16 protein-coding genes are annotated in these 23,989 nt (G+C 67.1%); 4 read left to right on the forward strand and 12 right to left on the reverse strand.

All coding sequences use genetic code 11. The annotated features are described in order from the left end of the window. Window positions 1–91 precede the first annotated feature (91 nt). The 6 genes from ABD808_RS03115 to ABD808_RS03140 form a co-directional block, all read right to left on the reverse strand. A complete protein-coding gene (locus ABD808_RS03115) occupies window positions 92–1,408 on the reverse strand; it encodes a type III PLP-dependent enzyme domain-containing protein (RefSeq protein WP_344889272.1) in 1,317 nt (438 codons plus the stop codon). Then, window positions 1,405–2,889, reverse strand: coding sequence for a class I adenylate-forming enzyme family protein (locus tag ABD808_RS03120; RefSeq protein WP_344889275.1), 1,485 nt, complete (start codon window positions 2,887–2,889; stop codon window positions 1,405–1,407). The genes ABD808_RS03115 and ABD808_RS03120 overlap by 4 nt, the downstream gene beginning before the upstream one ends. 93 nt (window positions 2,890–2,982) lie before the next feature. Next, window positions 2,983–3,282 carry a phosphopantetheine-binding protein gene (locus ABD808_RS03125; protein ID WP_344889277.1) on the reverse strand — a complete coding sequence of 100 codons (300 nt, stop codon included), beginning with the start codon at window positions 3,280–3,282 and terminating at the stop codon, window positions 2,983–2,985. A 157-nt stretch (window positions 3,283–3,439) separates the two neighbouring features. Beyond that, window positions 3,440–3,565 carry a hypothetical protein gene (locus ABD808_RS03130; protein WP_344889280.1) on the reverse strand — a complete coding sequence of 42 codons (126 nt, stop codon included), beginning with the start codon at window positions 3,563–3,565 and terminating at the stop codon, window positions 3,440–3,442. A 42-nt stretch (window positions 3,566–3,607) separates the two neighbouring features. Beyond that, window positions 3,608–4,972, reverse strand: coding sequence for a condensation domain-containing protein (locus ABD808_RS03135; RefSeq protein WP_344889283.1), 1,365 nt, complete (start codon window positions 4,970–4,972; stop codon window positions 3,608–3,610). Window positions 4,973–6,337: 1,365 nt separating this feature from the next. Continuing rightward, window positions 6,338–7,459 (reverse strand): ParB/RepB/Spo0J family partition protein, encoded by a 1,122-nt coding sequence (locus ABD808_RS03140; protein WP_344889286.1) that lies wholly within the window; start codon window positions 7,457–7,459, stop codon window positions 6,338–6,340. Between the two features lie 1,289 nt (window positions 7,460–8,748). On the opposite strand from ABD808_RS03140, the gene ABD808_RS03145 reads away from it, so the two are divergent. The 4 genes from ABD808_RS03145 (at window position 8,749) to ABD808_RS03160 (ending at window position 16,250) form a co-directional block, all read left to right on the forward strand. Further along, window positions 8,749–9,456: a serine hydrolase gene (locus ABD808_RS03145; protein WP_344889289.1), complete on the forward strand. Its 708-nt coding sequence runs from the start codon at window positions 8,749–8,751 to the stop codon at window positions 9,454–9,456. Window positions 9,457–9,596: 140 nt separating this feature from the next. Continuing rightward, entirely contained in the window at window positions 9,597–12,293 is a 2,697-nt protein-coding gene (locus ABD808_RS03150; protein WP_344889291.1) for an AAA family ATPase, read from the forward strand. A 490-nt stretch (window positions 12,294–12,783) separates the two neighbouring features. Further along, on the forward strand, window positions 12,784–15,183 hold the full coding sequence (locus ABD808_RS03155) for a phosphoketolase family protein (protein WP_344889294.1): 2,400 nt from the start codon (window positions 12,784–12,786) through the stop codon (window positions 15,181–15,183). Beyond that, on the forward strand, window positions 15,180–16,250 hold the full coding sequence (locus ABD808_RS03160; protein ID WP_344889297.1) for an acetate/propionate family kinase: 1,071 nt from the start codon (window positions 15,180–15,182) through the stop codon (window positions 16,248–16,250). The genes ABD808_RS03155 and ABD808_RS03160 overlap by 4 nt, the downstream gene beginning before the upstream one ends. Here ABD808_RS03160 and ABD808_RS03165 read toward each other — a convergent pair. The 6 genes from ABD808_RS03165 to ABD808_RS03190 all read right to left on the reverse strand — a co-directional run bounded on the left by ABD808_RS03165 (window position 16,234) and on the right by ABD808_RS03190 (window position 23,808). Continuing rightward, window positions 16,234–17,937 carry an ABC transporter transmembrane domain-containing protein gene (locus tag ABD808_RS03165; protein WP_344889299.1) on the reverse strand — a complete coding sequence of 568 codons (1,704 nt, stop codon included), beginning with the start codon at window positions 17,935–17,937 and terminating at the stop codon, window positions 16,234–16,236. The two genes, ABD808_RS03160 and ABD808_RS03165, sit on opposite strands and share 17 nt — an antisense overlap. A 15-nt stretch (window positions 17,938–17,952) precedes the next feature. Further along, window positions 17,953–19,749 carry an ABC transporter ATP-binding protein gene (locus ABD808_RS03170; protein WP_344889302.1) on the reverse strand — a complete coding sequence of 599 codons (1,797 nt, stop codon included), beginning with the start codon at window positions 19,747–19,749 and terminating at the stop codon, window positions 17,953–17,955. Continuing rightward, window positions 19,746–20,804: an iron-siderophore ABC transporter substrate-binding protein gene (locus tag ABD808_RS03175; protein WP_344889304.1), complete on the reverse strand. Its 1,059-nt coding sequence runs from the start codon at window positions 20,802–20,804 to the stop codon at window positions 19,746–19,748. The genes ABD808_RS03170 and ABD808_RS03175 overlap by 4 nt, the downstream gene beginning before the upstream one ends. Window positions 20,805–20,890: 86 nt before the next feature. Continuing rightward, window positions 20,891–21,760, reverse strand: coding sequence for an ABC transporter ATP-binding protein (locus ABD808_RS03180; protein WP_425548877.1), 870 nt, complete (start codon window positions 21,758–21,760; stop codon window positions 20,891–20,893). Window positions 21,761–21,763: 3 nt separating this feature from the next. After that, complete coding sequence (locus ABD808_RS03185; RefSeq protein ID WP_344889310.1) at window positions 21,764–22,843, reverse strand: FecCD family ABC transporter permease; 1,080 nt, start codon at window positions 22,841–22,843, stop codon at window positions 21,764–21,766. Beyond that, entirely contained in the window at window positions 22,840–23,808 is a 969-nt protein-coding gene (locus tag ABD808_RS03190) for a FecCD family ABC transporter permease (RefSeq protein WP_344889313.1), read from the reverse strand. The genes ABD808_RS03185 and ABD808_RS03190 overlap by 4 nt, the downstream gene beginning before the upstream one ends. Between the last annotated feature and the right edge of the window lie 181 nt (window positions 23,809–23,989).

Below are 23,989 nucleotides of genomic sequence, written 5' to 3' on the forward strand. Positions count from 1 at the left end.
CATTTCCGTCATTCGAACCTGCCACGGACGCAAATCCTTAAGGTTGCAACCTGAACAACCGCGAACCTTACGGTCTGGCCGCAGAGCCTGCTCAATACTTGCTGGCATGGCGGTCCGCACTGGCCCTGAAGACACGCGTGTACTCGATCTGAGACACGGAACATACCCGTCCTTCGCTTACGACGATCTCCAGCGGGCAGGGACGCCCCAGAAACGTGACCAGGCTGGCAGTCAGGCCGTACGCTCCGACGTTTGGAATCACGAGGACGTCGTCGGGACTCAGACTTTCAGCACGAGAAGTTCTGGAGATCACATCCGCAGGAGTGCACAGCGGTCCCACCAATGTGAAAGGCCATTCTCCGCTACGGTGTGGACCCATTTCGTCGGGCTTCTGCGTGATGACGGCTTCCACTTCGCCTGACGAGGGCATCATCCGACCGAGACCCGACATCCCGCCGAACGCGTTGATGCCCGCATCCAAGATGGCGAACGCGCGCTTGCGACTTAGCTTGGTGTTCACCACTCTGGTAAGCAGGACACCGCTCGTTGCCGCCAGGTACCTGCCTGACTCAACGGCCACTCTGGGCTCGCCTCGCCGCCAGCCTGGCAGGTTGGCGTCCAGTTCCTTTTCCAACGTATCCCGCAGTCGCGGGTAGGACGCCCGCCCGCCCCGCTTACCGTAGGGAGCCGCGAACCCTCCGCCGACGTTCAGAAGTCGCAGGTCGATACCCAGCTCACGCTGAATTCTGGCCGCCAGCTGAATGTTGTGCCCAAACTCGTCGATTAGTGATTCTTCGGTGGTGGCGTTGCTGTGGGAAAACAGGTGAAGCCCGACAATGTTGACTCCTGGCGTCCGCTTCAGCTGCGCGATCTCGGACGCCAGGGTTTCTTCGTCGATACCAAACTGACTTGGTACGCCCGTCATCCGAATACCCGGACTTGCCTCGCCGTGAGCGGCATTGATTCTCAGTATGACTTCTACCGTAACGTTGTGTTCTTCCGCCGTCCGACCGATGTGAGCGACATCTGAAGGCGACTCGCCAGAGTAGAGCCGCACGTCCGAGCCGAAAGCGGCGTGCAGCTCGGCCTCGGTCTTTCCCGGGCCGGTGTACAGAATGTCGCAAGGATCCCAGCCAGCGGCTAAAGCCGCCGCGACCTCTCCGGTCGAGCTCACTTCCGCCATCAGAGCTCGGCCACCGCTCCCTCTGATCGCGCGAATCAACTGCGGATGAGGATTCGCCTTGAGGGAATAGAAAACATCGATCGCATCGGGCAGGTACGACAGCAGTTCCCTCTTGGCGCTGACCGCCTCATCGAGATTGTAGACGTATGCTGGTGTCCCATGCGCCGCCGCAAGCCTTTCAAGTAGCCGCCGTGGCATTCCATTATGTATCGGCCCCGCGTTCATTCGCCGCCATCCTTCAAAAAGATCTCCGCAGCGACCTTGTCAACCTTTCCGTGCGCGTTCAACGGAAGCCTTTCAACGATCACGCATATCGGTGGAATCTTGGCCAGATCCAGCCTCTGGCGAAGCCCGACCAACACCTCCGGTTTCTCCAGATCGCCTTCAACGACCATTGCCAGGTCACGTTCGTCAGTAGGCGGCAGTACCGCGGCCGCTCGGACACCTGGGACATCCATCAGCGCCGCCTCGATCTCGACCGCGCTCATTCTTATGTCTCTTCTCTTGAAGAGATCGTCGCGACGGCCGCTGAAGTAGAGGAAGCCGTCCTCGTCAAGCCAGCCATAATCCCCCGTGTACAGCCATGTGCACTCAGGGTCGCCTTCTTTGCGGAAGGTCCTGGCCGTACTTTCGGGGTCGCGCCAGTAGCCGACCATGACGTTCGGCCCCGCCACGGTAATCTCTCCCACTTCCCCTGGGTCAGCCGTACTCCCGTCACCACGCCTGATACGGAGACGAGTACCTCGCAGGGGCAAGCCCACAGAACCAGGTTTGTCGGACGCCATGCCCCCGGGCATTACAGTGATTCGCTTTGCTTCCGTCTGTCCATACTGGGGAATCACCGTGCATGCTGGAAACGTATGCTCGAGTTCTTCGATCGTGGCACGAGTGAGCTCGGACCCCGTGTTGGTGAACATTCGCACGTGCAGTGGCTTGCGGCTCTGACGTCGGGCCAGCCGGGTAAGCATCGTTGCTAGCGACGGCACAATCGGAACTATGGTCGCCTGGCACTCCTGGATCAGTCTCAGCAGCGACAGGTCGTCCGAGCCGTCGGCCAGCACCAGCTCCGCCATGGCAGCCGTGCACATGAGGTTCTTGTACAGGCCGTAGTCCCAGGACATCGGGAATCGGCAGAAGACGACGTCATCGGCCCGGTACCCCAGGCGCGCCGCCAGCTCGGTGGCGGCGAAGGTCATCTGTGCGTGCGGGCATACGACGCCCTTGGGTATCGACGTGCTTCCCGATGTGTGGATCACCGCGGCCGTGTCGCCGACCGTGACCTCCCCCGGCTCCCACCCGTCATGCTGGTCGAGCACCTTGGCAGCATGGGAGGCGAGATCATCCTTGCCGAGGAGTTCGAAACCCGTCTCGTGAAGGTCCTCCACCGAGGTCTCCGGACCGGTCACGATGAGCTTGGGATCTATCCTGTTGAGCACCGGCAGGAGCTGATAGCTCTTCATGTTCGGGTGCAGAGGAACGAAGGCCGCACCGATCCGGGACGCAGCATAGAAAAGAGCGGCCGCTTCGCGGCTGGCGCGTGTTATTGAAACTACTCGATCGCCCCGCTGAATGCCCCTGCATGCCAGGACTCGGCTGTAGCCTATGCTCTGCCCGGCCAGTTCACGGTAGCGCCAGCGTCCAGAAGAGTCACGCAGGGCCCATTTGTCAGGTCGTTCGTTGGCGGCTCGATCCAGCAACTCATGCACAAGTCCTATTGAACTGGTCACGTCACTTCTTACCTCTGCTGTCGGAGAGCACTACCGGACTCGGTTTGGCCAGCCAGGCCGATCGCCGCGAGATCAACCTTCGCTGACCTGAATGTTTCCGTCGGCGGCTCGCATCGACGATACGGCTTCCCAGAGAGACGACGGTGTCGCGAACACCTCCATCGATAGCAGCTCCTCTGGGAACGAGAGTGAATATTCCTCTTCCAGATCCAGCAGAAGATAGATCGCCTCGATGGAATCCAAGCCGCTACTTCGCATATCCAACGATGGATCAATGCCGTCTTCATCAGACTTCAACGGCAAATGCCGCGCAACGATCTCTCCGAACTTCTCATCCCACTCTGTGCCGGGCTCGTCGCGAATACCTGCCATGTCTGCCTCCTGGCCGTCCGGATCACTTATCCGCTGCTCGTACTGGAGGGTTCCTGTCCCCGCGGGCACCGGCCCAGTCGGACGGACCCACATTGGGAGTCCGTCCGACTGCTGCCGGCGTATCTGCTAGGCGCCCACAGGGTCAGGTAGGGCGTACCTACACGGTGGTGGTGCTACGCCGCTTCTTTCCAAGAGCACCGGAGACAATGTCGTCCAGCGCAGTGTCGGGAAGCACCGTGATGTCAAGAACCTCGAACTCGAAGTCCACCTCCATCTCCTGCATTACTACACCTCCCTTCAACTTCAGTTTCGGTTCATTGATCCGCTACCGTCCATGTTCTCCATGGAACTGAGCGGACGTCTGTGGTTCTGCCGTGGTGATCCGTTGCCGCAAAAGGCTCTGCTTCTCAATCAGGCTTGCTTCCTGGAGACGGGCACGAAAGCGCGGCCCGATCTCATCGGCCACGTTGGAATTCGAAATTGCCGGGCCCAGTAGAACAGTGATTTCCAGCCATGACTCAGCACTCACCGCGTGCAGTTCCATCCCCGTGCATTCGTGGTCGACCGGGCGGTCGTAGTACCCACGAAATATCTCGACCGCGTCGACCTCGGACTTGCCTGGACGGGGTGGCAGTTTGAGGTAGCCCGTTTTCAGGCTGCCAAGATGCTCCGAGCCGCCACGCTTGGGGATCCGGTAGCGCCGTGCCGCGTGATCGGGGTTTCTTTGTCCGAGTAGAACCGCGCTGTACAGCTGCTTCTTCGCCTGCTTTGCGAGGTCGAGCAGGGAGTCGCTTCTACATATTTCTATCGGCATCGGGCTGGTGAACATTCCTACGACATCACGCTCGCCACGTTGCCTCATGTCAACCGGAACTGCGATCGCTACTCTGGTCTCATTCGATAGGTCGAAGGCAAGAGAGGCAAATACGGCGAGTATCCATTGAAACTCCGTCAAGTCTCGCTGGTGGGAGGCCTTCCGCATATGTTCCAGCTGTTCGCCATGCACCTTGAAACCCGTGGATTTCGTCTCGGTTCCGCCGCCTCGGAGCTCGGTCCTAGGCCGCCACACCGGTGGTTCTTGCCAAACCTTACCTAAGCCACCGACTCCGGGATTCTGCACCGATGGCGCACGTGCTGCCTTCTCGAACTCGGAACCGGCCCCTTCGGCAGTGCGCTCTCCCAGGCTGTCGACCGTTCCGAACATGTCCCATAGATCCTTCAACGCGAGGTCTCGTCCTCGTCCGTCGATTGCCATATGCGAAAAGACGCAAAGCAGAGCGTGACTCTCCGGACCATATCGGAAGAGCTGGAACCTGAACGGGTACTCAACGGCTAGATCAAAAGGCTCAGCGAGGCTCTTGAGGTAGATTGCGCGGATGTAGTCGTCAAACTTCTTCTCGGACTCGGCCTTCACCTGCCGACAACGGACGAGCTCCGCCCTTGAAGGCGTTCCCAGGACCCGCTGCACTGATGGCACATCGTTCGGCATGCGAATCCTCAGTGCATCATGGCGCTTGACCACAGCCTCAATCGCTCGGATCAGCCCTTCAACCCTCAACGACCCTTCCAACTTGTAGGAAGCTCCGATCGCAGTTTGAATATCTGGCCACTCCTGGAGCATGTCTCCCAGCCATCTTTGCGATGCGTTGAGAGGAAAAAGCGTCTCATCATTCGCCAGTTCTTTACTCAACACACGCTCCTGGGTCTGCCGCTGCCAACTCAGACTCAACATTTGGCGCTTCTTCAACACCGGAAGCGTGGACTATTCCGCCCACAGGTGTCAAGCAATGGATCTGAATGCTCGTTCAACCAGCGAAGTTCCGCGGTTGAACGGCAACCACATGGCGACAATTGATGGAAGCGCGGCCCCCACTAGCAGCATCTTTCGCAGGACAAACGCAGTTCCACGACACGCCTTTGAAGCTGCCGACCACCTTTGAACCGCTGAGCAACCCCACTTGGTGCCAGTCGAGCGTCAGCACTTTCCAGAACGGCTCAGGCGAGGCCCCCGAGATCCAACCCACTCGGCGCCGCCACCACCCGGCCGTCGCCCGGGTGACAGGGAAGCGCGCGGGATCGGCAGCACCAGCAAGCGGCCTCATCGCGCATCGGGAACGTCGTCTTCTCCGAGATAAGTCCGGCGCTTGCCTGGCTCATCGACCAAATGGCCGGTGCGGCTCGGTTGATCGAAAGGATATGAGCACAGACTCCGCGGAGCTGCCTTGCAGTTTCCGCCAGAACCGACACTGTCACCAACCACTGGTCGCGTGCCCGATTTTGAACAAACGTTTTCGCAGCGAATTGTCACCGCTACGAGTGACGCGCACGGGACAGCCCCTTCGCACGCACAATGCAGCTGGGCCCGGCATTTCACGGACGCTGTCTGTGATGTTTGGCGTTCAGCTGCTGGCGACGTGGGCGTACCGCCAGGACATGATGCGCTTCTGCGATCTACGCAGATCTTGAACTCGGCGTCAGGCGGGTTTCGGTGGGGCGTCGAGTGTTCTTTGCCTACCGGCGTCCATGCCCACCGGCGGTGCAGAATCTTGGGGATCGAGATCACTTTGACCGAGGGCTGTGCCGGAGAGCCAGCTGCCCTCCACAGGGTGGTCGGTTCGACGTCCCCGGGCGGCCCGATACCCTCGCGTGACCCGTCCCACTCGAGGCCAAGCGCTGGCAGACCTTCGAGCGCCTGGACGCTGCTACGACGATCCGCCGGGCCTTCATTTCCTTCGCACGCGCGGTTCCCGAGGGCGTCTGGACGGCGAGATCTGGCGGACATCGACGTGGTCAGGAACCTTCGGGTGGGGCCGCGATCGGGCTGCTCATCGGCGCGGTCCGGATGTCCCGATCAAGGCGCACGTCACGAGCCGCAGTGTTCGCTGTGGACCTGGGGGGTCCACAGCGAACACTGCGGCCGAGGCGACGTTTCTCCCGCTAGGAGGACGATCGGCGTCTCCGTTTGGAGGCACGGAACGCAGAAGCCAAACGGGATAGTTTGTACCAGCGCAGGGTTCTCTGAAAAACTACCTCGGCTGCCGGCACAAGCCAGACTCTAGACTCCGCGTCCGGGCGAACGAGTGCTTGTGTTCGGGAACTGGTCGACCGCGAAATCCGTTTTGAGGTTCCGCTCCATGGTGCGCCACTCGTCGGAACACTGTTTTGCCAACCTGGCCAATAGTTCGACGCTGTGAGTCGGCGCCGAGGCGACCATCTCCCGCCAACGGTGTATCTCCGAAGCATGCGTGTAGAGCCAGCGCAGCAGCTCGCGTCCTGATTCGGTGGAGCGGAGTGCTGGGTCTCGGCGAAGGCATTCGAGCTTCGAGGGGATTTCTTGCTCAGGGCGCCGCCGCTCACCCGGCCTTCGGCGGCGTTCGGTCGGCGAGCTGGGATACATCGCGGTGGCGGTCTTTTCGTACGCGTCCGCTGAACCGTTGCGACGTTGTATCTGGTCACGGACGTCCTTGGCGGTCCCGACAGATATTCCGGCTGCCTTCGCTATTTCTCGGAGCGACGCCTGTGGGCGGGCGGAGATGACCTCGCGTGCGCGGCGGCGTCCTTCGGTCGGGTCCAGGGGACGGACGCGCCCGTCGGCGCCTTTGCGGATTCCGTCCGACAGGTTGGCGGCCTGGTGCCGCCGGAGGCCCGCGACAGTCTTCGGGGAGAGCCCTGACTGGCGGGCTATGAGGCGATCGGAGAAGTCAGGGAAGCTGAGAATAATTCTGCTCGCGGCAGCCTTACGCTCGGCGAGCGTCAACGGCAGACCGTGCCTGATGTTCGCCTCGACCGCCTTGAGGAAGGCTTCTTCGACCGTTCCGTCGAAGAAGTAGGTCGCGATCGTCTCCTGACCTCGGAGTTCTGCCAGCCGCAAGCGGTGCATGCCGTCGACGACCGTCATGGTCTGTCGATGGACGAGGATGGGAGGCATTTCTTCGTCCATTTGGGCCAGCCGTTCGATGTGCTTCTCGTCTTCGCCCTTCAGGCGTGGTGAGTCGGCTGGCAGCAGGGAACTTATGGGAACCGGAACGGGCCCTTCTCCGTGGTCGTTCCCGTTCTGGCTCTCGACTGTCAGTAGCGGAGATTTCGAGCTCATGTACGCGCCACACATCCTTTCGCAGAGACCAGTCATGGCGGCCGTTGTGCGGTGCCCGTCGCTGGTTCCCCAGCCGGCCGCCAATGGTCTTAACGGTTCACGCGCTAAGATGGAGTCGCGCCTGATCGGCGCGACCTGTTTCGGGACCGGAATTTCGTGGTCCCTGTGCCGGTTTCTCCTCGATCGCTCGTTTCTCCGTTGGCAACGGTGACAACGGCGCCCGAATCTCAGTCAGCTCCACGTTCGCAATGCCGAGAGATGGAGGGTTCCAGCACGAGAGGCGACTGTTGACACTCCTGCTTCCTTGCGGATCCGGAGGGATGGTGGCGCTCCATCTCTCAGATCGTTGGCCCCGCTGAAGCGGACCGGTGAGCTACCCGCGACGACGAGTCGTCGGAGCCTGTGACCACGTACGAGGTGCCGCCCGCCCCTTGGCGGCACCAAACAAAGGGTGCCCTCATTCTTTGGCCACGCTACATCTCTGTGGTCGCTTCAGCGTATTCGGTTCAGAACCGAGCATCGACTCAGAAGGAGTCATTAATGAGCAGAAGCCCGGATCACGGCATACTACTTTCCTCCCAGTCTGAGAGGCCAAATCTAGGCCGTCGAATCGCACAACAATCGGGATGCTATACACGAGCATCAACCGTGTCAAGGCCTCCGGAAGCTCAGAATGTAGGGCAACTGCCCACTCTGAAGACCCATTCCGAACCAGGTCCAATGGTCACAATGCGCGATGGTCAGAGTTGATCATTTTGCTGTTGCAGGAACGTCGTCACGTCCAGTAAGATGTTCACCTCGGAGGGTGTGATGTGCAACAGAAGGTCGCACTCCACTTCCTTGAGCGGCATCGGCCGAGTAGGCAAGGTGCACGTAATGGCTGGCGGGTAGTCGCCACTCTCGGGCGTACCGACCAGGTCGACTCTGACGACGGCACTGGTCACCAATATTGCGGTCGATGTCGGCTGTATGCTATTCCAAGCGTTCGCTGGTCGGTTTGAATCCTTCGGGCTTCGAGACTGCGCTCTGGTGTCACGCTCGCCCGGCCTGGTGGTCTTGAGTTCAAGCGCGGTGGGAAGACTGGCTAGTCGGCCAATTATGATCATTCACTTCGACTAATGCCGGTCGTGCTCTGCCTCGCCAGAGGGCCTGCATACACTACCTGTGCCGGTGGCCGTTCAACCGCGTCCGGGAGAGGGGCCCCCGACCGCACCGTCACGGTGACGATGGATCTTGGTGGTCCGGCCCCCCGCGAACAGCCTCAGCCCGTGATCGCACGTCATCTCCTGGCGGCTCGGCCTGCCGCCGCCTGCTGAGACCTCTTCGGACACGACGTGTCGTTTGAAGCCGGGTCGTCTCACTGGCGTCCGCTGGTGGGCGAGCCCCTGTCATGGCGGACGTCGTGCGTCTGGCGCCGCGCCCGCGACCCCGAACACGCCCGCGCGATCGCCGACTTCACCGCCGTCACGACCATCGTCCTGCGCACCCAAGCGGGCATGACGCCCCTCGATCCCAACGCGGCCGCCGACGCCGTGCTGGACCGGGTCGGCCGGGACGCGGTCAACGACACGTGCGCCGCACTCGGGTTGCGCGAGACGGTCGTCGAGGTCAGCGGACGCGACCTGCACGAGACGCTGCTCGCCGACGCCGGGGTGGACAACGTAGCCGACGTGTGGGCGAAGCTGGACGAACCCGGCGTCCGCGACCGGTTGCGCGCCCTCGACCCCGCCCGGACGAGCCGTGGCACCCCCCGCGGCCTGACCCGCCTGCTGTCGATGGTCTGGCGGGACGAGGCCGCGCCGCCGGACGGCTGCGCGGCGATGCGGCGGCTGTTCGGGCTCCAGGTGTGGCCGCACCGGCCGGCGTCCGGGTTCCCCTACGACGACATCGTCGTCAGTGGAAAGACCGGGACGCTGCCGACCATCCGCAACGAGATCGGCGTCGTCGAGTACCCGGACGGCGGACGCTACGCGGTCGCGGTGTTCACGAGATCGCGGCTGCCCATCGCCGTCCTGCCCGAGGCGGACGCCGCCATCGGGACCGCCGCCCGCCTCGCCGTGGAGGCCATTCGCCGGCCTTGAATCGCGCCGTACCGTCGATCTCCCGCCGGACGACTTAACGTGACAGGCCCAATACCGCTCATTGGGCCGACCGCTAACCCGGCACTCTCGCTGGAAACGTAGGCTGTACCTCTGTTTTGATCGTCCTTTGGGAGACTTCTTTGCGGCTGCCGGAGCAACTGGAGCTACTGCTCACCGACGAGCCGGTGCTCGACGTCTACTCGTACGGTCCGTGGCGTGTCCCGGACGGCCTGTTCGAGGAGATCTCGGCCCGGATCGACGGGCTCGCGGCCGACCCGCGGGCCGCGGAGCTGACCACCGACGAGCACAAGCTGCTCACGCTGCCCGCGTCCCTGGTCACCGCGGAGATCTTCGGCATTCTGGCGTTCCTGCCCGGCGGCGGCGCGATCAAGGCGGGCTCGTGGTCGCAGCTCCCCGAGCGGCTGCTGTACCGGCATCTGGTGAACCCCGGTCCGCTCAGCACCCGCATGACGCGGTGGGACGCGCCCGGCGGCCGATGGCGGCCACCGGTCGACTGGCTGATCGAGGCGTCCGACCGGGAACTGGCGATCGACCTGGCGCGCGACTGCCTGTCCGTCCTGGAGGGCATCGAGCCGCTGGAGGAACGTCGCAAGGCGCTGCTGCGGCTGTACGACGACCCGCCGACCTGCGACGTGAACCTGCCGAAGATGGAATTGCGCGAGCACTGGCACGCGCACGCGGGCGACGACATCGTGACGGCCGTACCGGAACTGCTCGGCCCCGTCGGCTACCTGGAATGGGCGTGCACGGGTTTGCTCGCGTCCTACGAACATCTGACGGACGTGGCGCCCCGTGACGAGAGCATCGAGGCCCACCTGATCCAACTGCTGCTCCAGGGCAGTTTGGAGGGTGTCCCGGCGGAGCTGGCCGTCGCGCTCGGCGAAGACCGGTACAACGAACTCCAGCAGCGGTTCCCCACCGAGCGGCGCGGGTTCAAGCCGGGCGCGTGGCAGGAGCGGACGCGGGCGTGGCTCGTCCGGGCCATGGTCGCCGGTGCCGCCGACGCCTGTCGCGGCTGGCTCGACATGGCCATGCGGTTCATCGCGATCGTCCAGGGACTGCCGGGCGACCCGTGGTTTCCGAAGGCGGAGTGGATCCCGGTCGGCCAGTTCCAGACGGATCTTCGGCGCCTCTACGCGCCGCGCCGCCGCGTCGTCAACCCGCTGACCGAGACGCTGCGGACCATCACCGCGGAGCCCGGGAGCGCCGCGTCCCGCTCTCGCCGCCGCCCGGAGATCGCCACGTCGCTGGTGGGGCAGGACGAGGTGGTGCGGGCGCTGGAGGACCTGACCCGCGGCGACGAACCCGTCCGGCTGCTGCTCGCCGGGCCGGACGCCACCGGCAAGCGCGACGCCGCGCAGGAACTGGCGAAGGCCCTCGCGCTCGGCCGCGACCCGCACTGGGTCACCGACAACCTGTTCACCGGGCAGCGGCTGTCGGACGCCGTCGCCAAGCTGCACGCCGACGCCCGCGACTGCGCGGGCGACCGGCTGCTCATCATCGAGGGCCTGGACGGCATCGTCACCGACCCCGGCAACGGCGAGGCCATCGCCGCCGAACTGCACCGGCTGCTGGCCGTCCACCCCGACCTGCACCTGGTAGCGCTGTGCGACGCCGGGGGCGAGGACCGGATCCGGGAGATCAACCCCGTGCTGCCGCAGCGGTTCCGGATCGCCCGGACCGTCCCGTTCACGGCGGAGGGCCACGCGGAGCTGTTCCGCCGCGCGCTCGACGCCCGTGGCGCGCGCGGCACCCGGCAGGCCGTGGACGCGGCGGGCGCGCTGCTGGCCGCCACTCCCCCGATGCAGACGCTCCGCAACGCCCGCCTCGCGCCCCACCTCGCCGACCAGGTCGTCGCCGCGATCCAGGACCGCGACGCCACGGAACTGCTCGTCCGCAAACAGGACATCCCGGAGACGCTGGACACCTCGCTGGCCGCCGGGGACCCGCTCGCCGAACTCCGCGACCTCACCGGCCTGGAGAGCGTCAAGCACGAGATCTCGCTGATCGTCGCCGGGACGCACGCGGCGCGGCTGCGCGGCGACTCCGGGCTGCGGATCACGCCGCCGACCCGGCACATGGTGTTCACCGGCAACCCCGGGACCGGCAAGACGATGGTGGCCCGGCTGCTCGGCCGCATCTACAAGCGGCTCGGCGTGCTGTCGTCCGGGCACCTCATCGAGGCGTCCCGCGCGCACCTCGTCGGCGAGTACATCGGGCAGACCGCGCCGCGCACCCGCAGGCTGGTGGAACGCGCGCTCGGCGGCGTCCTGTTCATCGACGAGGCGTACACGCTGACCCAGTCGCCGCTGAAGGGCGACTACGGACACGAGGCGATCGCCGAGCTGGTCAAGCTGATGGAGGACCACCGCGAGGATCTCATCGTGATCGTCGCCGGATACCAGCAGGAGATGGCCGAGTTCCTCGCCGCCAACCCGGGCCTCGACTCCCGTTTCCCCAAGCAGATCCACTTCCCCGACTACACCGACGACGAGCTGATCACCGTGTTCGGGCAGCTCGCCGCCGCCGACGGCTTCCGGCTCGAGCCCGGCACCGAGGACGCCCTGCTCGCGATGCTGCACCGCGCGCCGCGCGGCCCGTCCTTCGGCAACGGCCGCCTCATGCGCAACATGCTGGACGTCGCCGTCGCCCACCAGGCCGACCGCGTCGCGTCCGCCGCGTTCGCCGCCCAGAAGCGCAGCGCCGCCAAGAAGGCCGCCCGGAAACCGACGAAGAAGGAACTCATCACCCTCACCGCCGACGACCTTCCCCCGATCCTGGACCACCCCGAGGAATTCTTCGGCCTCTACCTGTAGGCGTTCACCTGTGGGCGTTCGCCGCGCGTCGCGCTCCGTCGTCCATTCGGCGCGGAGCGTGAACCTCTCGTCGCAGACTCGCGACCGCCCGTCGAGCCCGGCCCCGAACCGGCCAACCTACGCGCCAGTACGCGGCAAGCTGCAACGCACCTGATGGGACGCCCCGCCGGTTCGCTGGGGGGCGAGGCGGTGACCGCGCGGGTTTCCTGGACGCGGCAACCGCCTCTGTAACCGGCGATGTCCGCAGGTTTGGGGGGACATGGCCACGGCGGCACCGCGCGAGCACGCGTTCCGCCGCCGTGGCTCTGTCATCCCCGCCGCTCGGTCATCCCCTCCGCGCGGTCATCCCGCCGTAGGTCGCCGAGAAAGCGCTCGTGCCGGTGATCGCGTGGCGTCGGTGTGACGGTTGAGGCACCGCCTTCACGGGGAAGTGACCCCGCGACGTAGTGGACCCCGCGACACGCGGCACCGAGGGGACAGAGGGCGCGCCATGACCCAGCTCGGCAGGATCCAGTCCGACCCGTCCGTCTCCGTGAGCGATGACGGCGTCCAGCGGATCGACGCCTACTGGAGGGCGGCCAACTACCTATCGGTCGGGCAGATCTACCTGCTGGACAATCCGCTGCTCCGCGAGCCGCTCGACCGCCGCCACATCAAGCCGCGGCTGCTCGGCCACTGGGGCACGACGCCCGGGTTGAACTTCTGCTACTCGCACCTCAACCGGGTGATCAAAGCGCGCGACCTGGACATGATCTACGTGATGGGCCCGGGGCACGGCGGCCCGGCGGCGGTCGCGAACGCCTGGCTGGAGGGCACCTACAGCGAGGTGTATCCGCACGTGTCGGCGGACGAGACGGGCCTGCGGCGGCTGTTCCGGCAGTTCTCGTTCCCCGGCGGCATCCCGAGCCATGTGGCGCCGGAGACGCCCGGGTCGATTCATGAGGGCGGTGAGCTGGGGTATTCACTGGCGCACGCCTACGGGGCGGCGTTCGACAACCCCGGGCTGGTCGTCGCGTGCATCGTCGGCGACGGCGAGGCGGAGACGGGTCCGCTGGCGGCGAGCTGGCATTCCAACAAGTTCCTCGACCCGGTGACGGACGGCGCCGTCCTCCCGATCCTGCACCTCAACGGCTACAAGATCGCGAACCCGACCGTGCTGGCGCGGATTCCCGAGGAGGAACTGGTCCAGCTGCTGGACGGCTACGGGTACCGGCCGGTCCTCGTCAGCGGGGACGACCCTGTGTCCATGCACCGCAAGATGGCCGCCGCGCTCGACCAGGCCCTCGACGAGATCGCCGACATCCAGCGCGAGGCCCGGGAGAGGGAGAACGTCGGGCGGCGGCGCTGGCCCGTGATCGTCCTGCGGACGCCGAAGGGCTGGACGGGCCCGAAGGAGGTGGACGGCCTGCCCGTGGAGGGCACCTGGCGTTCCCATCAGGTGCCGCTCGCGGGCGTGCGCGACGACCCCGCGCACCTCGCCCAGTTGGAGGCATGGCTGCGCTCGTACCGTCCGGACGAGCTGTTCGACGACGACGGACATCCCGTCCCGGCTGTGCGGGCCGAGGCGCCCGAGGGCGAGCGGCGGATGAGCGCCAACCCTCACGCGAACGGCGGGCTGCTGCTGAAACCACTGGACCTGCCCGACTTCCGCGACCACGCCGTCCCGGTGGACCGGCCCGGCACGACCTCGTCCGAGGCGACCCGGACGCTCGGGACGTTCCTGCGCGACATCGTGACCGCCAACCCGTCCACGTTCCGCATCGTCGGCGCGGACGAGACCGCGTCCAACCGCCTCACCGCCGTGTTCGACGTGACCGACCGCGTCTTCCAGGGCGAACGGCTCCCGACCGACGAGCACCAGGGCCCGTCCGGACAGGTCATGGAGGTGCTGAGCGAGCATCTGTGCCAGGGCTGGCTGGAGGGCTACCTCCTCACCGGACGGCATGGCCTGTTCAACAGCTACGAGGCGTTCATCCACATCGTGGACGCGATGTTCAACCAGCACGCCAAATGGTTGAAGGTCACCCGGCACCTGCCCTGGCGGCGTCCGATCGCGTCACTGAACTACCTGCTCTCCTCGCACGTGTGGCGGCAGGACCACAACGGCTTCACCCACCAGGACCCCGGTTTCCTGGACGTCGTCATGAACAAGAAGCCGGAAATCGTCCGCGTGTACCTGCCGCCGGACGCGAACACACTTCTGTCGGTCGCCGACCACTGTCTACGGTCTCGCGACTACGTGAACGTGGTCGTCGCCGGGAAACAGCCCGCGCTGAACTGGCTGCCGATGGACGCGGCCATCGCCCACTGCACGCGCGGCATCGGCATCTGGGAATGGGCGTCCACCGACGGCGGCGCCGATCCTGACGTCGTGCTCGCCTGCGCGGGCGACATCCCGACGCTGGAGACCCTCGCCGCCGCCGACCTGCTCCGGCAACTGTTCCCCGAACTGCGGGTCAGGGTCGTGAACGTGGTGGACCTGATGCGGCTCCAGCCGTCCAGCGAACATCCGCACGGGCTGCCCGACCGCGACTACGACGCGCTGTTCACCACCGACAGGCCCGTCATCTTCGCGTTCCATGGCTATCCGTACCTGATCCACCGGCTCGCGTATCGCAGAAATGGCCACGCCAACCTGCACGTGCGCGGCTACAAGGAGGAGGGGACGACAACCACGCCGTTCGACATGGTCATGCTGAACGACCTGGACCGCTTCCACCTCGTCATGGACGTCATCGACCGCGTCCCGTCCCTCGGCGGCCGCGTCGCCCACATCCGGCAGCGGATGGCCGACGAACGCCTCCGGTTGCGCGCCTACACCCGCGAACACGGCGAGGACGCCCCCGAGGTCCGCGACTGGGCCTGGCCGCATCAGGACGTCGGACGATGAGGGTCCTCACGGTCAACCCGGGTTCGAGCAGCCTGAAGGTGAGCCTGCTCGACCACGGCGACACCGTACTCGCCGAGGACGCGGCCCCCGGCCACGAGATCGCCGACATCGTCGCCGGGATGCCGCCGCCGGGCGCGATCGGCGTCCGCTTCGTCCACGGCGGGACGGACTACACCGAACCGACCCGCATCGACGCGAAGGTCACCGAGCGCCTCCATGACCTCGCCGACCTGGCGCCGCTGCACCAGCCCGCGTCCCTGCACGCGCTGTCGGAGATCACCGCCGCGCTGCCCGGCGTCCCCGCCGTCGCGTGCTTCGACACCGCGTTCCACGCCACGCTCCCGGACGCCGCCGCGACCTACGCGCTGCCCGCCGAGTGGCGCGAACGGTTCGGGCTGCGCCGCTACGGCTTCCACGGCCTGTCGTTCTCGTACGCCGTCCGCCGCACAGCCGAACTCCTTGGCGCCGTCCCGACTCGGATGGTCGTCTGCCATCTCGGTTCAGGCGCGTCCCTCTGCGCCGTCGCCGACGGACGGTCCGTCGACACCACGATGGGTTTCACGCCCCTCGAAGGGCTCGTCATGGCGTCCCGGGCGGGCAGCATCGACCCGGGCATCCCGCTCTGGCTGATCAAGCACGGGCTCTCCCCGAAGGACGTCAACACCGCCCTGGAACAGGACTCGGGCCTGCGCGGCCTCACCGGCACCGGCGACATGCGGCGCATCCGCGAACTCGCCGAGCAACGCGACGTCGACGCCCTCGCCGCCCTGGACGTCTACCACCACCGCCTGCGCGCCTGCGCCGCCGCCATGACCGCCTCACTCGGCGGGCTGGACGCGCTCGTGTTCACCGGCGGCGTCGGGGAGCACGACCCGTCCGTCCGGATGCGCCTCGCCGAAGACCTGGCCCACCTCGGCGTCTCCATCGACCCCGACCAGAACGGCACCGCGCAGGGCGACACCGACCTGACCTCCAGCGGCACCCGCGTCCGCACCCTGGTGGTCGCCGCCCGCGAAGACCTGGAAATCGCCGCCGGGGTCCGGCGGGCGCTCAGCGGGCCACGGTGAGGCGGTAGGTGTCGTCGGTGCTGAGGAGGTTTCGGTGGGAGTCCTCTGCGGTGATGGCGCCGCCGTCCAGGACGAGGACCCGGTCGGCGGCGTCCAGCAGGGGCGGGCTGGTGGTGATCACGATGGTGGTCCGGCCGCGACGCAGCCCGGCGACGTTGCGCGCGATCAGCTGCTCGGTGACCGCGTCGACGGCGGTCGTCGGGTCGTGCAGGACGAGGACGTCGGCGTCGGCGGCCAGGGCGCGGGCCAGCGACAACCGCTGCCGCTGCCCCCCGGAGAGGTTCGCGCCCCGGTCGCGGACGGGATGGTCGAGCCCGTCGCGGTGAAGATCGACGACGTCGGTCAGCATGGACGCCGCGACCGCCTCGGCGACCAGCCGTCCGGTGCCCGCCGGGTCGATGTTCGTGCGGAGGGTGCCCGCGAAGATCTCCCCGTCATACGGGTTCACCAGCAGATGCTCGCGGAGCGCCTCGATCGACAGGTCGGCCGCGTCCGCACCGCCGACCCGCATCGTGCCCTGATAGTCGTCGGGCGGGACGCCAGCGGCCAAGACCGACGCGAGGTCGGCGGCCGAGCGCGGCTGGTAGGCGGCGATCGCCACGAACTCGCCGGGCGAGACTGTGAACCGCAGCTCGTTCAGCGACCCGTATCGGACGCCGTCGACCTCCAGATCGCCGCCGCCCGGCGTCGGACGTCCGCTACCTGGGATGGTCACCGGTGGCGCGGCCAGTACCAGCGCCATCCGCTCCGCCGACGCGCGCGCGACCATCACATACGTCGGCATCTGCGCGAACAGCTTCAGCGGTTCGATGATGAACTGCGCCAGCCCGACCGCCATGACCAGTTGGCCGATGCTGATCTGCCCCTGGAACGCGAGCCGTCCCGCCATGAGCGTCACGGCGGCGGCAAGGAGCGCGTTGAGCGCCAGCGCGGCGCCCGCGTACACACCGTTCGCCCGCGCGACGACGAACGCCTGGTGTTTCGCCTGCGTGCTGACCGTCCGGTAGGACGCGAACGCCGCGTGGTTGCCGCCGAAGCCGCGCAGGGGCCGCAGCCCGCTGATCAGGTCGGCGACCTTCGCGCCCGCCCGCGCCACCCGGGCCTGCTGCTCACGGGTGCCGGAGCCGATCCGCCGGGACAGCACGCTCAGGATCGTCAGGATCGCGATCGTCCCCACGATCACCAGCAGGCCGAGCCGGACGCTCGCCAGGCCCAGCGCGACCGCCGTGACCAGCACCGCGACCAGTGAGCTGAGCAGCAGCGGCGCCACCTCGATGATGTCGGCGGTCTGGTCGGCGTCCTCGGTCGCGATCGTCAGCACCTCGCCGGACCTGAGATCGACGTCCCTGGCCACCGGCTGGAGCCCACGGGACGCGACCTCCACCCGCCAGCGGTGCGCCTCGGTCGTGTTGGCCTTCTGCAAAATGCGCATCCCGAACCGCCACGAGAACGACACCGTCGTGATGATGACGGCGAGCACGGCGATCGACAGGCCGAGTGCGCCGAGGCTCCGGTTCCGCATCGCGTGCTCGACGATCAGTCCGAGCGCGATGGGAAAGGCGGTCTCGCCCGCCTGGTACATCCCCATGAGGACGGCGCCCCAGGTCATGGCACCGGCATTGCGGCGCAACGCTATACGGAGAATCGCGGAGCCCGTGCGGGGCTGCGTCGCGTCTCGGGGGTTCATTTGCGTGGACGCTGCCTAACTACCTTCTCGCCAAGCTCGCCACAGGCGCGCGTACCGGCCGTCTAGGGCTACAAGCTCCTCGTGGGTTCCCTGTTCCACGACACGTCCCACGTCCAGGACGGCTATGCGGTCGGCGGCCATCGCCTGGGTCAGCCGGTGCGCGACGAACAACGTGGTGCGGCCCCGGCACGCGGCCAGCACCGCCCGTTCCAGTTGGGCGGCGCCCTGGCTGCCCGCCTCCGCGGTCGACTCGTCCAGCACCACGACCGGGGCGCGGCCCAGCACCAGGCGGGCCAGGGCGATCTGGGTGACCTTGGTGACGTCCAGGCGCTCGCCGCCCTCGCCGACCCTGGTGTCCAGGCCAGCAGGCAGCGCGTCGACCCATTCGGCGGCGCCGACGGTGCGCAGCGCGTCCGTCAACTCGGCGTCGGTGGCGCGGGGGGCGGACAGCCGCAGATCGTCGGCGAGCGAACCGGAGAACACATGCGTCTCCTGCGTCAGGATGCTCACCAACGACCGGGCCCGCGCCTCATCGACCCGGGCGAGATCCGTCGAACCAATACGAACCGACCCCCGCTGCGGAGTCCCAATGCCCGCGATCAGCGCGGCCAGGGTCGACTTGCCCGCCCCCGTCGCCCCCACCAGCGCGAGCGAGCCGCCGGACGGAATCGTCAGATCGACGTCCCGAAGCACGGCGTCCTCAGCCCCGGGATAGGTGAACGTCAGCCCGTCCACCGTCACCGGATACGCGCCAGCCCCCGGCGCCGGGACGCCCGGGTCCCCCACCAGACTGTCCTCTCCAGCCTCGGCCAGTACTCCGACCAGGCGGGTCAGGCTCGCGCCTGATTTCTGGGCCTCGTCGAAGGTGAACATGATGGAGCCCAGTGGGTTGAACAGCCGGTGGAACAGCAGCGGGGCCGCCGACACCTCGCCGAGCGTGGCGGCGTCGGTCTCCAGCAGGGCGTATCCGACCACGATGATCAGGACGAGCCCGATGAACTCCGCGCGGTTCTCCCTGCCGACGAACCGGCCGAAGAACCGGAACACCTCGATGCCGAGGTCGCGCACGCGCCACGACTCGGCTGTGACCTTCGCGCGGAAGGCGCTTTCCAGCCGGTACGCCCGGACGGTGTCGATCCCGTCCAGTCCGCTGATCAGCGCCTGCGCCCGGTCGGCCTGCGCCGCCCGCTGCCGCCGGTAGAGCGGGGCGGACCGGGGCAGGTACCAGCGCAGCGCCAGCGCGTACGCGGGCAGCGCGCCCGCGCCCGCCAGGCCGAGCCGCCAGTCCAGGCCGAACATCCCAGCAATGGCGATGACGACCAGCACCCCCGCCGAGAACACGGTGGGGATCGCCGTCCGGATGCCCTTGGACACCACGGCCACGTCGTCGCCGACCCTGGACAGGACGTCCCCGCGTCCGACCTGCTCGATCCGCGCGCTCGGCATCCCCAGCACCGCGCGGACGGCGCCCTCGCGCAGGCGGGCGAGCAGGTCCGCACCGAGCCGTCCGATCAGATGGGTCGACGCCGCCGTGGCCGCCGCGCCGAGCAGCGCGGCGGCCACCAGCAGCGCCCCGATCGTGACCAGGATCGACTGCGGCTCACCGCCGATCACGCCGTCGGTGACCCGGCCGAGCAACAGCACGGGCACCACCTGGAGCGCCGCCCCGGCCACCGTGGTGACGACGGTCGCGGACGCCAGCCACGGCACGTCCCGGCAGTGCGCCGCGACCCATCGGGCGGCCTCACGTCCGGACGCCGTACGCAGGGTCGGCGACGTCACCGGCACAGCGCGCGTGTCGGGAGCGGTCACGCCGAGGCGGTCGCCGCCTTGACCAGCTCGTCGATCGCATACGGCAGGGACAGCAGCGTGCCCTGGGACATGGCCGCGCCGACCGCCGGGCCCTCGCTGTCCAGCAGGTACGACACCTTCCCGCCCTTGACCGCCGCGAGGTTGGTGAACAGCTGGAACTTCTTCAGCGCCTCCTGGTCGGCCTTGTCGTTGATGACGAAGATCCGGTCGACGTCGATGAGGTCCATGCGCTCGGGCGACAGCACGGTGAAGAACTTGCCGCCCGCGATCTTGTCGACCTCGGTGGCGCCCTTGAAGCCGATGCCCGACAGCAGGCGTCCGCGCACGTCGGTCGTGGTGAACGGGGCGACCGAGTCCTTGTACCAGGACACGGCGACGGCGGTCTGGCCCGCGAACTCCGGGTGCGCCTTGCGGGCGGCGTCCAGCTTCGCCTGGATGCCCTGCACCAGCTTGACGCCCTCGGCCTCCTTGCCGAGCGCCTTCGCGATGTGCACGGCGTTGTCCTGCCACGGCGCGCTGAACGGCTCCTTCTCGGCCTTGGTGCGGCCCACCGTGGGGGCGATCTTGGAGAGCTTGTCGTAGGCGGCCTGGTCGATCTCGGAGTAGACCGCGACGATCAGGTCGGGCCGCAGCGCGGCGATCTTCTCGAAGTTCGGGCCGGTGTCGCCGTTGTTCATGACGACCTCGGGCTTGGTCCCGCCCCACTTGTCCTTCACCCAGGGCCACTGGGTGTTGATGTCGGGGGACGTGCCCGGCGGGTTCGGGTACTGGTCGACCATGCCGACCGGCTTGACGCCGAGCGCGAGAAGGGCCTGGTCGTCGGTGTAGCCGACGGACACGACCCGCTTCGGGGCTTCGGTGATCTTCGTGGACCCGAACGCGTGCTCCACGGTGACCGGGAAGACGCCGCCCGCGGCGGCCTGGCCGTCGCCGCCCGGGTCGTCCGACGAGTCGGAGCCGCATCCCGCGAGCAGCGCGACGCCGAGGGTCACGGCGGACAGGACCGCGGCGAGCCGCCGCCAGGATGTCGGACGTGTCGATCTGTGGAGGGGCATGCGAGTTTCCTTGCCTCAAGCCGAACGTGATCTGGATCGTTCCAGGTCAGACGCACCCTAACAGGTGCAAATAAGGACAGGCTAACCTAACTAGGATCTTCGCTTTCGGCGACCCCGGGCAGATCGGACCGGACGTGGGTGCGGCCGATCGGCACGATGAGCGGACGGTCGCCCACCGGGTCGTCGATCACCTCCGCGCGCAGGCCGAACGCCTCGTCCAGCAGCCCGGCGGTGATCACGTCCCGCGGATGCCCCTGCGCCAGGACGGACCCCGCCCGCATCACGATCAGGTTGTCGCTGTAGCGCGTCGCGAGGTTGAGATCGTGCAGGACCATCACCACCGTGCGGCCCGACTCGTGCAGGTCGTCCACCAGGTCGAGGACGTCGATCGCGTGCGCGAGGTCCAGGTAGGTGGTCGGCTCGTCCAGCAGCAGCAGGTCGGTGCCCTGCGCGAGGGTCATCGAGATCCACACACGTTGGCGCTGCCCGCCGGACAGCGCGTCCACCGGACGGTCGGCCAGGTCGGACACCCCGGTCATGGCCAACGCGCGCTCCACGACGGCGGCGTCGTCCGACGACCACTGCCGCAACCAGCTCTGGTGCGGATGGCGTCCCTTGGCCACCAGATCAGCGACCGTCAGCCCCTCCGGCGCGACCGGCGCCTGCGGCAACAGGCCCAGCTTCTTCGCGACGTCCCGGGTCTTCAGCTTGACGATGTCCTGGCCGTCCAGCACGACGGTGCCGTTGGACGGTTTCAGCAGCCGCGCCAGCGTCCGCAGCAGGGTCGTCTTTCCGCAGCCGTTGGGGCCGATGATCGTGGTGATCACCCCGGCCGGGATCGCGACGTCGAGGCCGTCGATGACCGTCCGGCCGCCGTATCCGACCGTGACGTCCCGCGCCGCCAGCGGCGACACGATGATGTGCTCGGCGGTCACAGGATCTCCTTCGCTCGGCATCGCCTATCCCCGCCTCGACTGTCGGAGGTTCGCCCGCACCAGCAGGTAGACGAGGAACGGGCCGCCGACCGCCGCGGTGACCACGCCGACCGGCAGCGTGACCCGAAGCGCCGTGCGCGCCACCAGATCAGCGCCGATCAGCAACAGTGCCCCCACCAGGCCGGACGCCACCAGCGGCGGCGTCGGACAGCGCACCAGCCGCATCGCGACCTGCGGCGCCACCAGCGCCACAAACGGCACAGGCCCCGCCGCGCTCACCGCCACACCGGCCAGCAGCACGGCGCACAGCAGCATGACCGCCCGCACCGCCGTATACCGGACGCCGAGGCCCGCCGCGACGTCGTCACCGAAGTGCAGCGGCCTGAACTGGAACGCGGCGGCCGCCACGACGACGAGGAGGACGACCGTGCACCAGACCGCCATCCGGACCTCGTCGGCGGAGCGTCCGTCCAGCGAGCCGATCAGCCAGGCCTGGGCGCGGGCCACGTCCCTGATGTCGGCCGTGACCAGCAGCCAGCTCGTGATCGCCTCCATCATGGCGCTCACCGAGATGCCGATCAGGATGAGCCGGAACCCGTCGACCCCGCGCCGCCACGCCAGGAAGTACACGAGCAGCCCGGTGCCGAGCCCACCCACGAGCGCCGCCGCGGACAGTCCCACGGTGCCGGCGATCGCTGCCGACGTCCCGCCCGACACCGTCACCAGGAACACCGCGACCGCCCCGGCACCGCCGGTGACGCCGAGGACATCCGGGCTGGCCAGCGGGTTGCGCGCCACGGACTGCGTGATCGCCCCCGACACCCCGAGCGCGACCCCGACGACAAGCCCCGCCAGCGCGCGCGGCATCCGCAGATCCATGATCACGAACTCGTCCACGCGCTCGCCCCGCCCGAAGATCGTGGCGATCACCCGGGGCAGCCCGATCGGGAAGTCGCCGACACCGATCGACAGGCAGAACACCAGAAACGTAGCCGCCACCAGCACCACCGACACAAGAACGGGCCAGGGCCGCCACACGAACGACACCCCACCGAGCCGCACACCGGGCGTCCCTGGGGGTCGCTTCACACTGGTCCCGTTCATGCGTCCCGGAACTTCCCGCGCCAAACCAGAGCCGCGAAGAACGGGGCACCGAGCAGGGCGACGACGATGCCCGCGTCCAACTCCCCCGGCCGGACGACAACACGTCCCACGATGTCGCAAACCAACAGCACAACAGCACCGAGCAGCCCCGCATACGGAACAAGCCACCGATAGTCAGGCCCGGTCAGATACCGGGCGACATGAGCCACCATCAACCCAAGAAACGCGATCGGCCCACACGCCGCCGTCGCCGCACCCGCCAGCAAGGTAATGGCGATGATCCCAATCGTCCGACTCAACGCGATGTTCACCCCGAGACCACGGGCAACGTCATCACCCAAATTGAGCAGGTTGATAGAAGGCAGCGTGATCGCCGTCAACACCAGCCCAGCCACAATGAACGCGGACACAGGCCAGATGACATCGAACCGCACACCAGCGACCGAACCCGCGTTCCAAAACCTCAAAGCGTTCAGCGACGCCTTGTCCGACAAGGCGATCGCCGTGGTCATCGCCGCCAGAAACACCGCGATCCCCTGCCCCGCCAACGCGAGCGTCAACGGATTCCCGGCCCCGCGCCCAATACTCGCCAGCCCGAACACCACAACACCAGCGACCGCCGCCCCCAAAAAGGCGAACCATACATACTGAAACGGATTCGCAAGCCCAAAAAGCGACACCGCCGAAACCACAGCAAACGAGGCACCGGAATTAACCCCCAACAGCCCAGTATCAGCGATCGGATTACGCGTACACCCCTGAACCAGCGCCCCACCGACCCCCAGCGCGACACCCGCAACGATCGCGAGCACCGTCCGAGGCGCCCGAACGGTCCGCACGATAAGCCTGATCTCGGTAACTCGCTGGTCAGCGTCCGCCCCCGCGAACAGCCCATGCCACACCTCACGCGGACTCAACGCCCGCGCCCCCACGACCATCGACAGCGCCCCCGCCACCAGCAGCACAACCACAAGCGCACAAAGCCCCACAACCCGCCGCCTCCGAGCTGCCACAACACGAGACACGGCCCGCCCCTCCAAGACCGCGCTCATCCACACCCCCCCCAAACACGAAATCCCCCAACCCGACCAAAAGTAAGGAGAGCCTAACCTCACCCACCCCCACCCCAAAACCCCACCCCCACCC

The sequence above is a fragment of the Actinomadura meridiana genome, from assembly GCF_039537545.1.
Lineage (GTDB): Bacteria > Actinomycetota > Actinomycetes > Streptosporangiales > Streptosporangiaceae > Spirillospora > Spirillospora meridiana.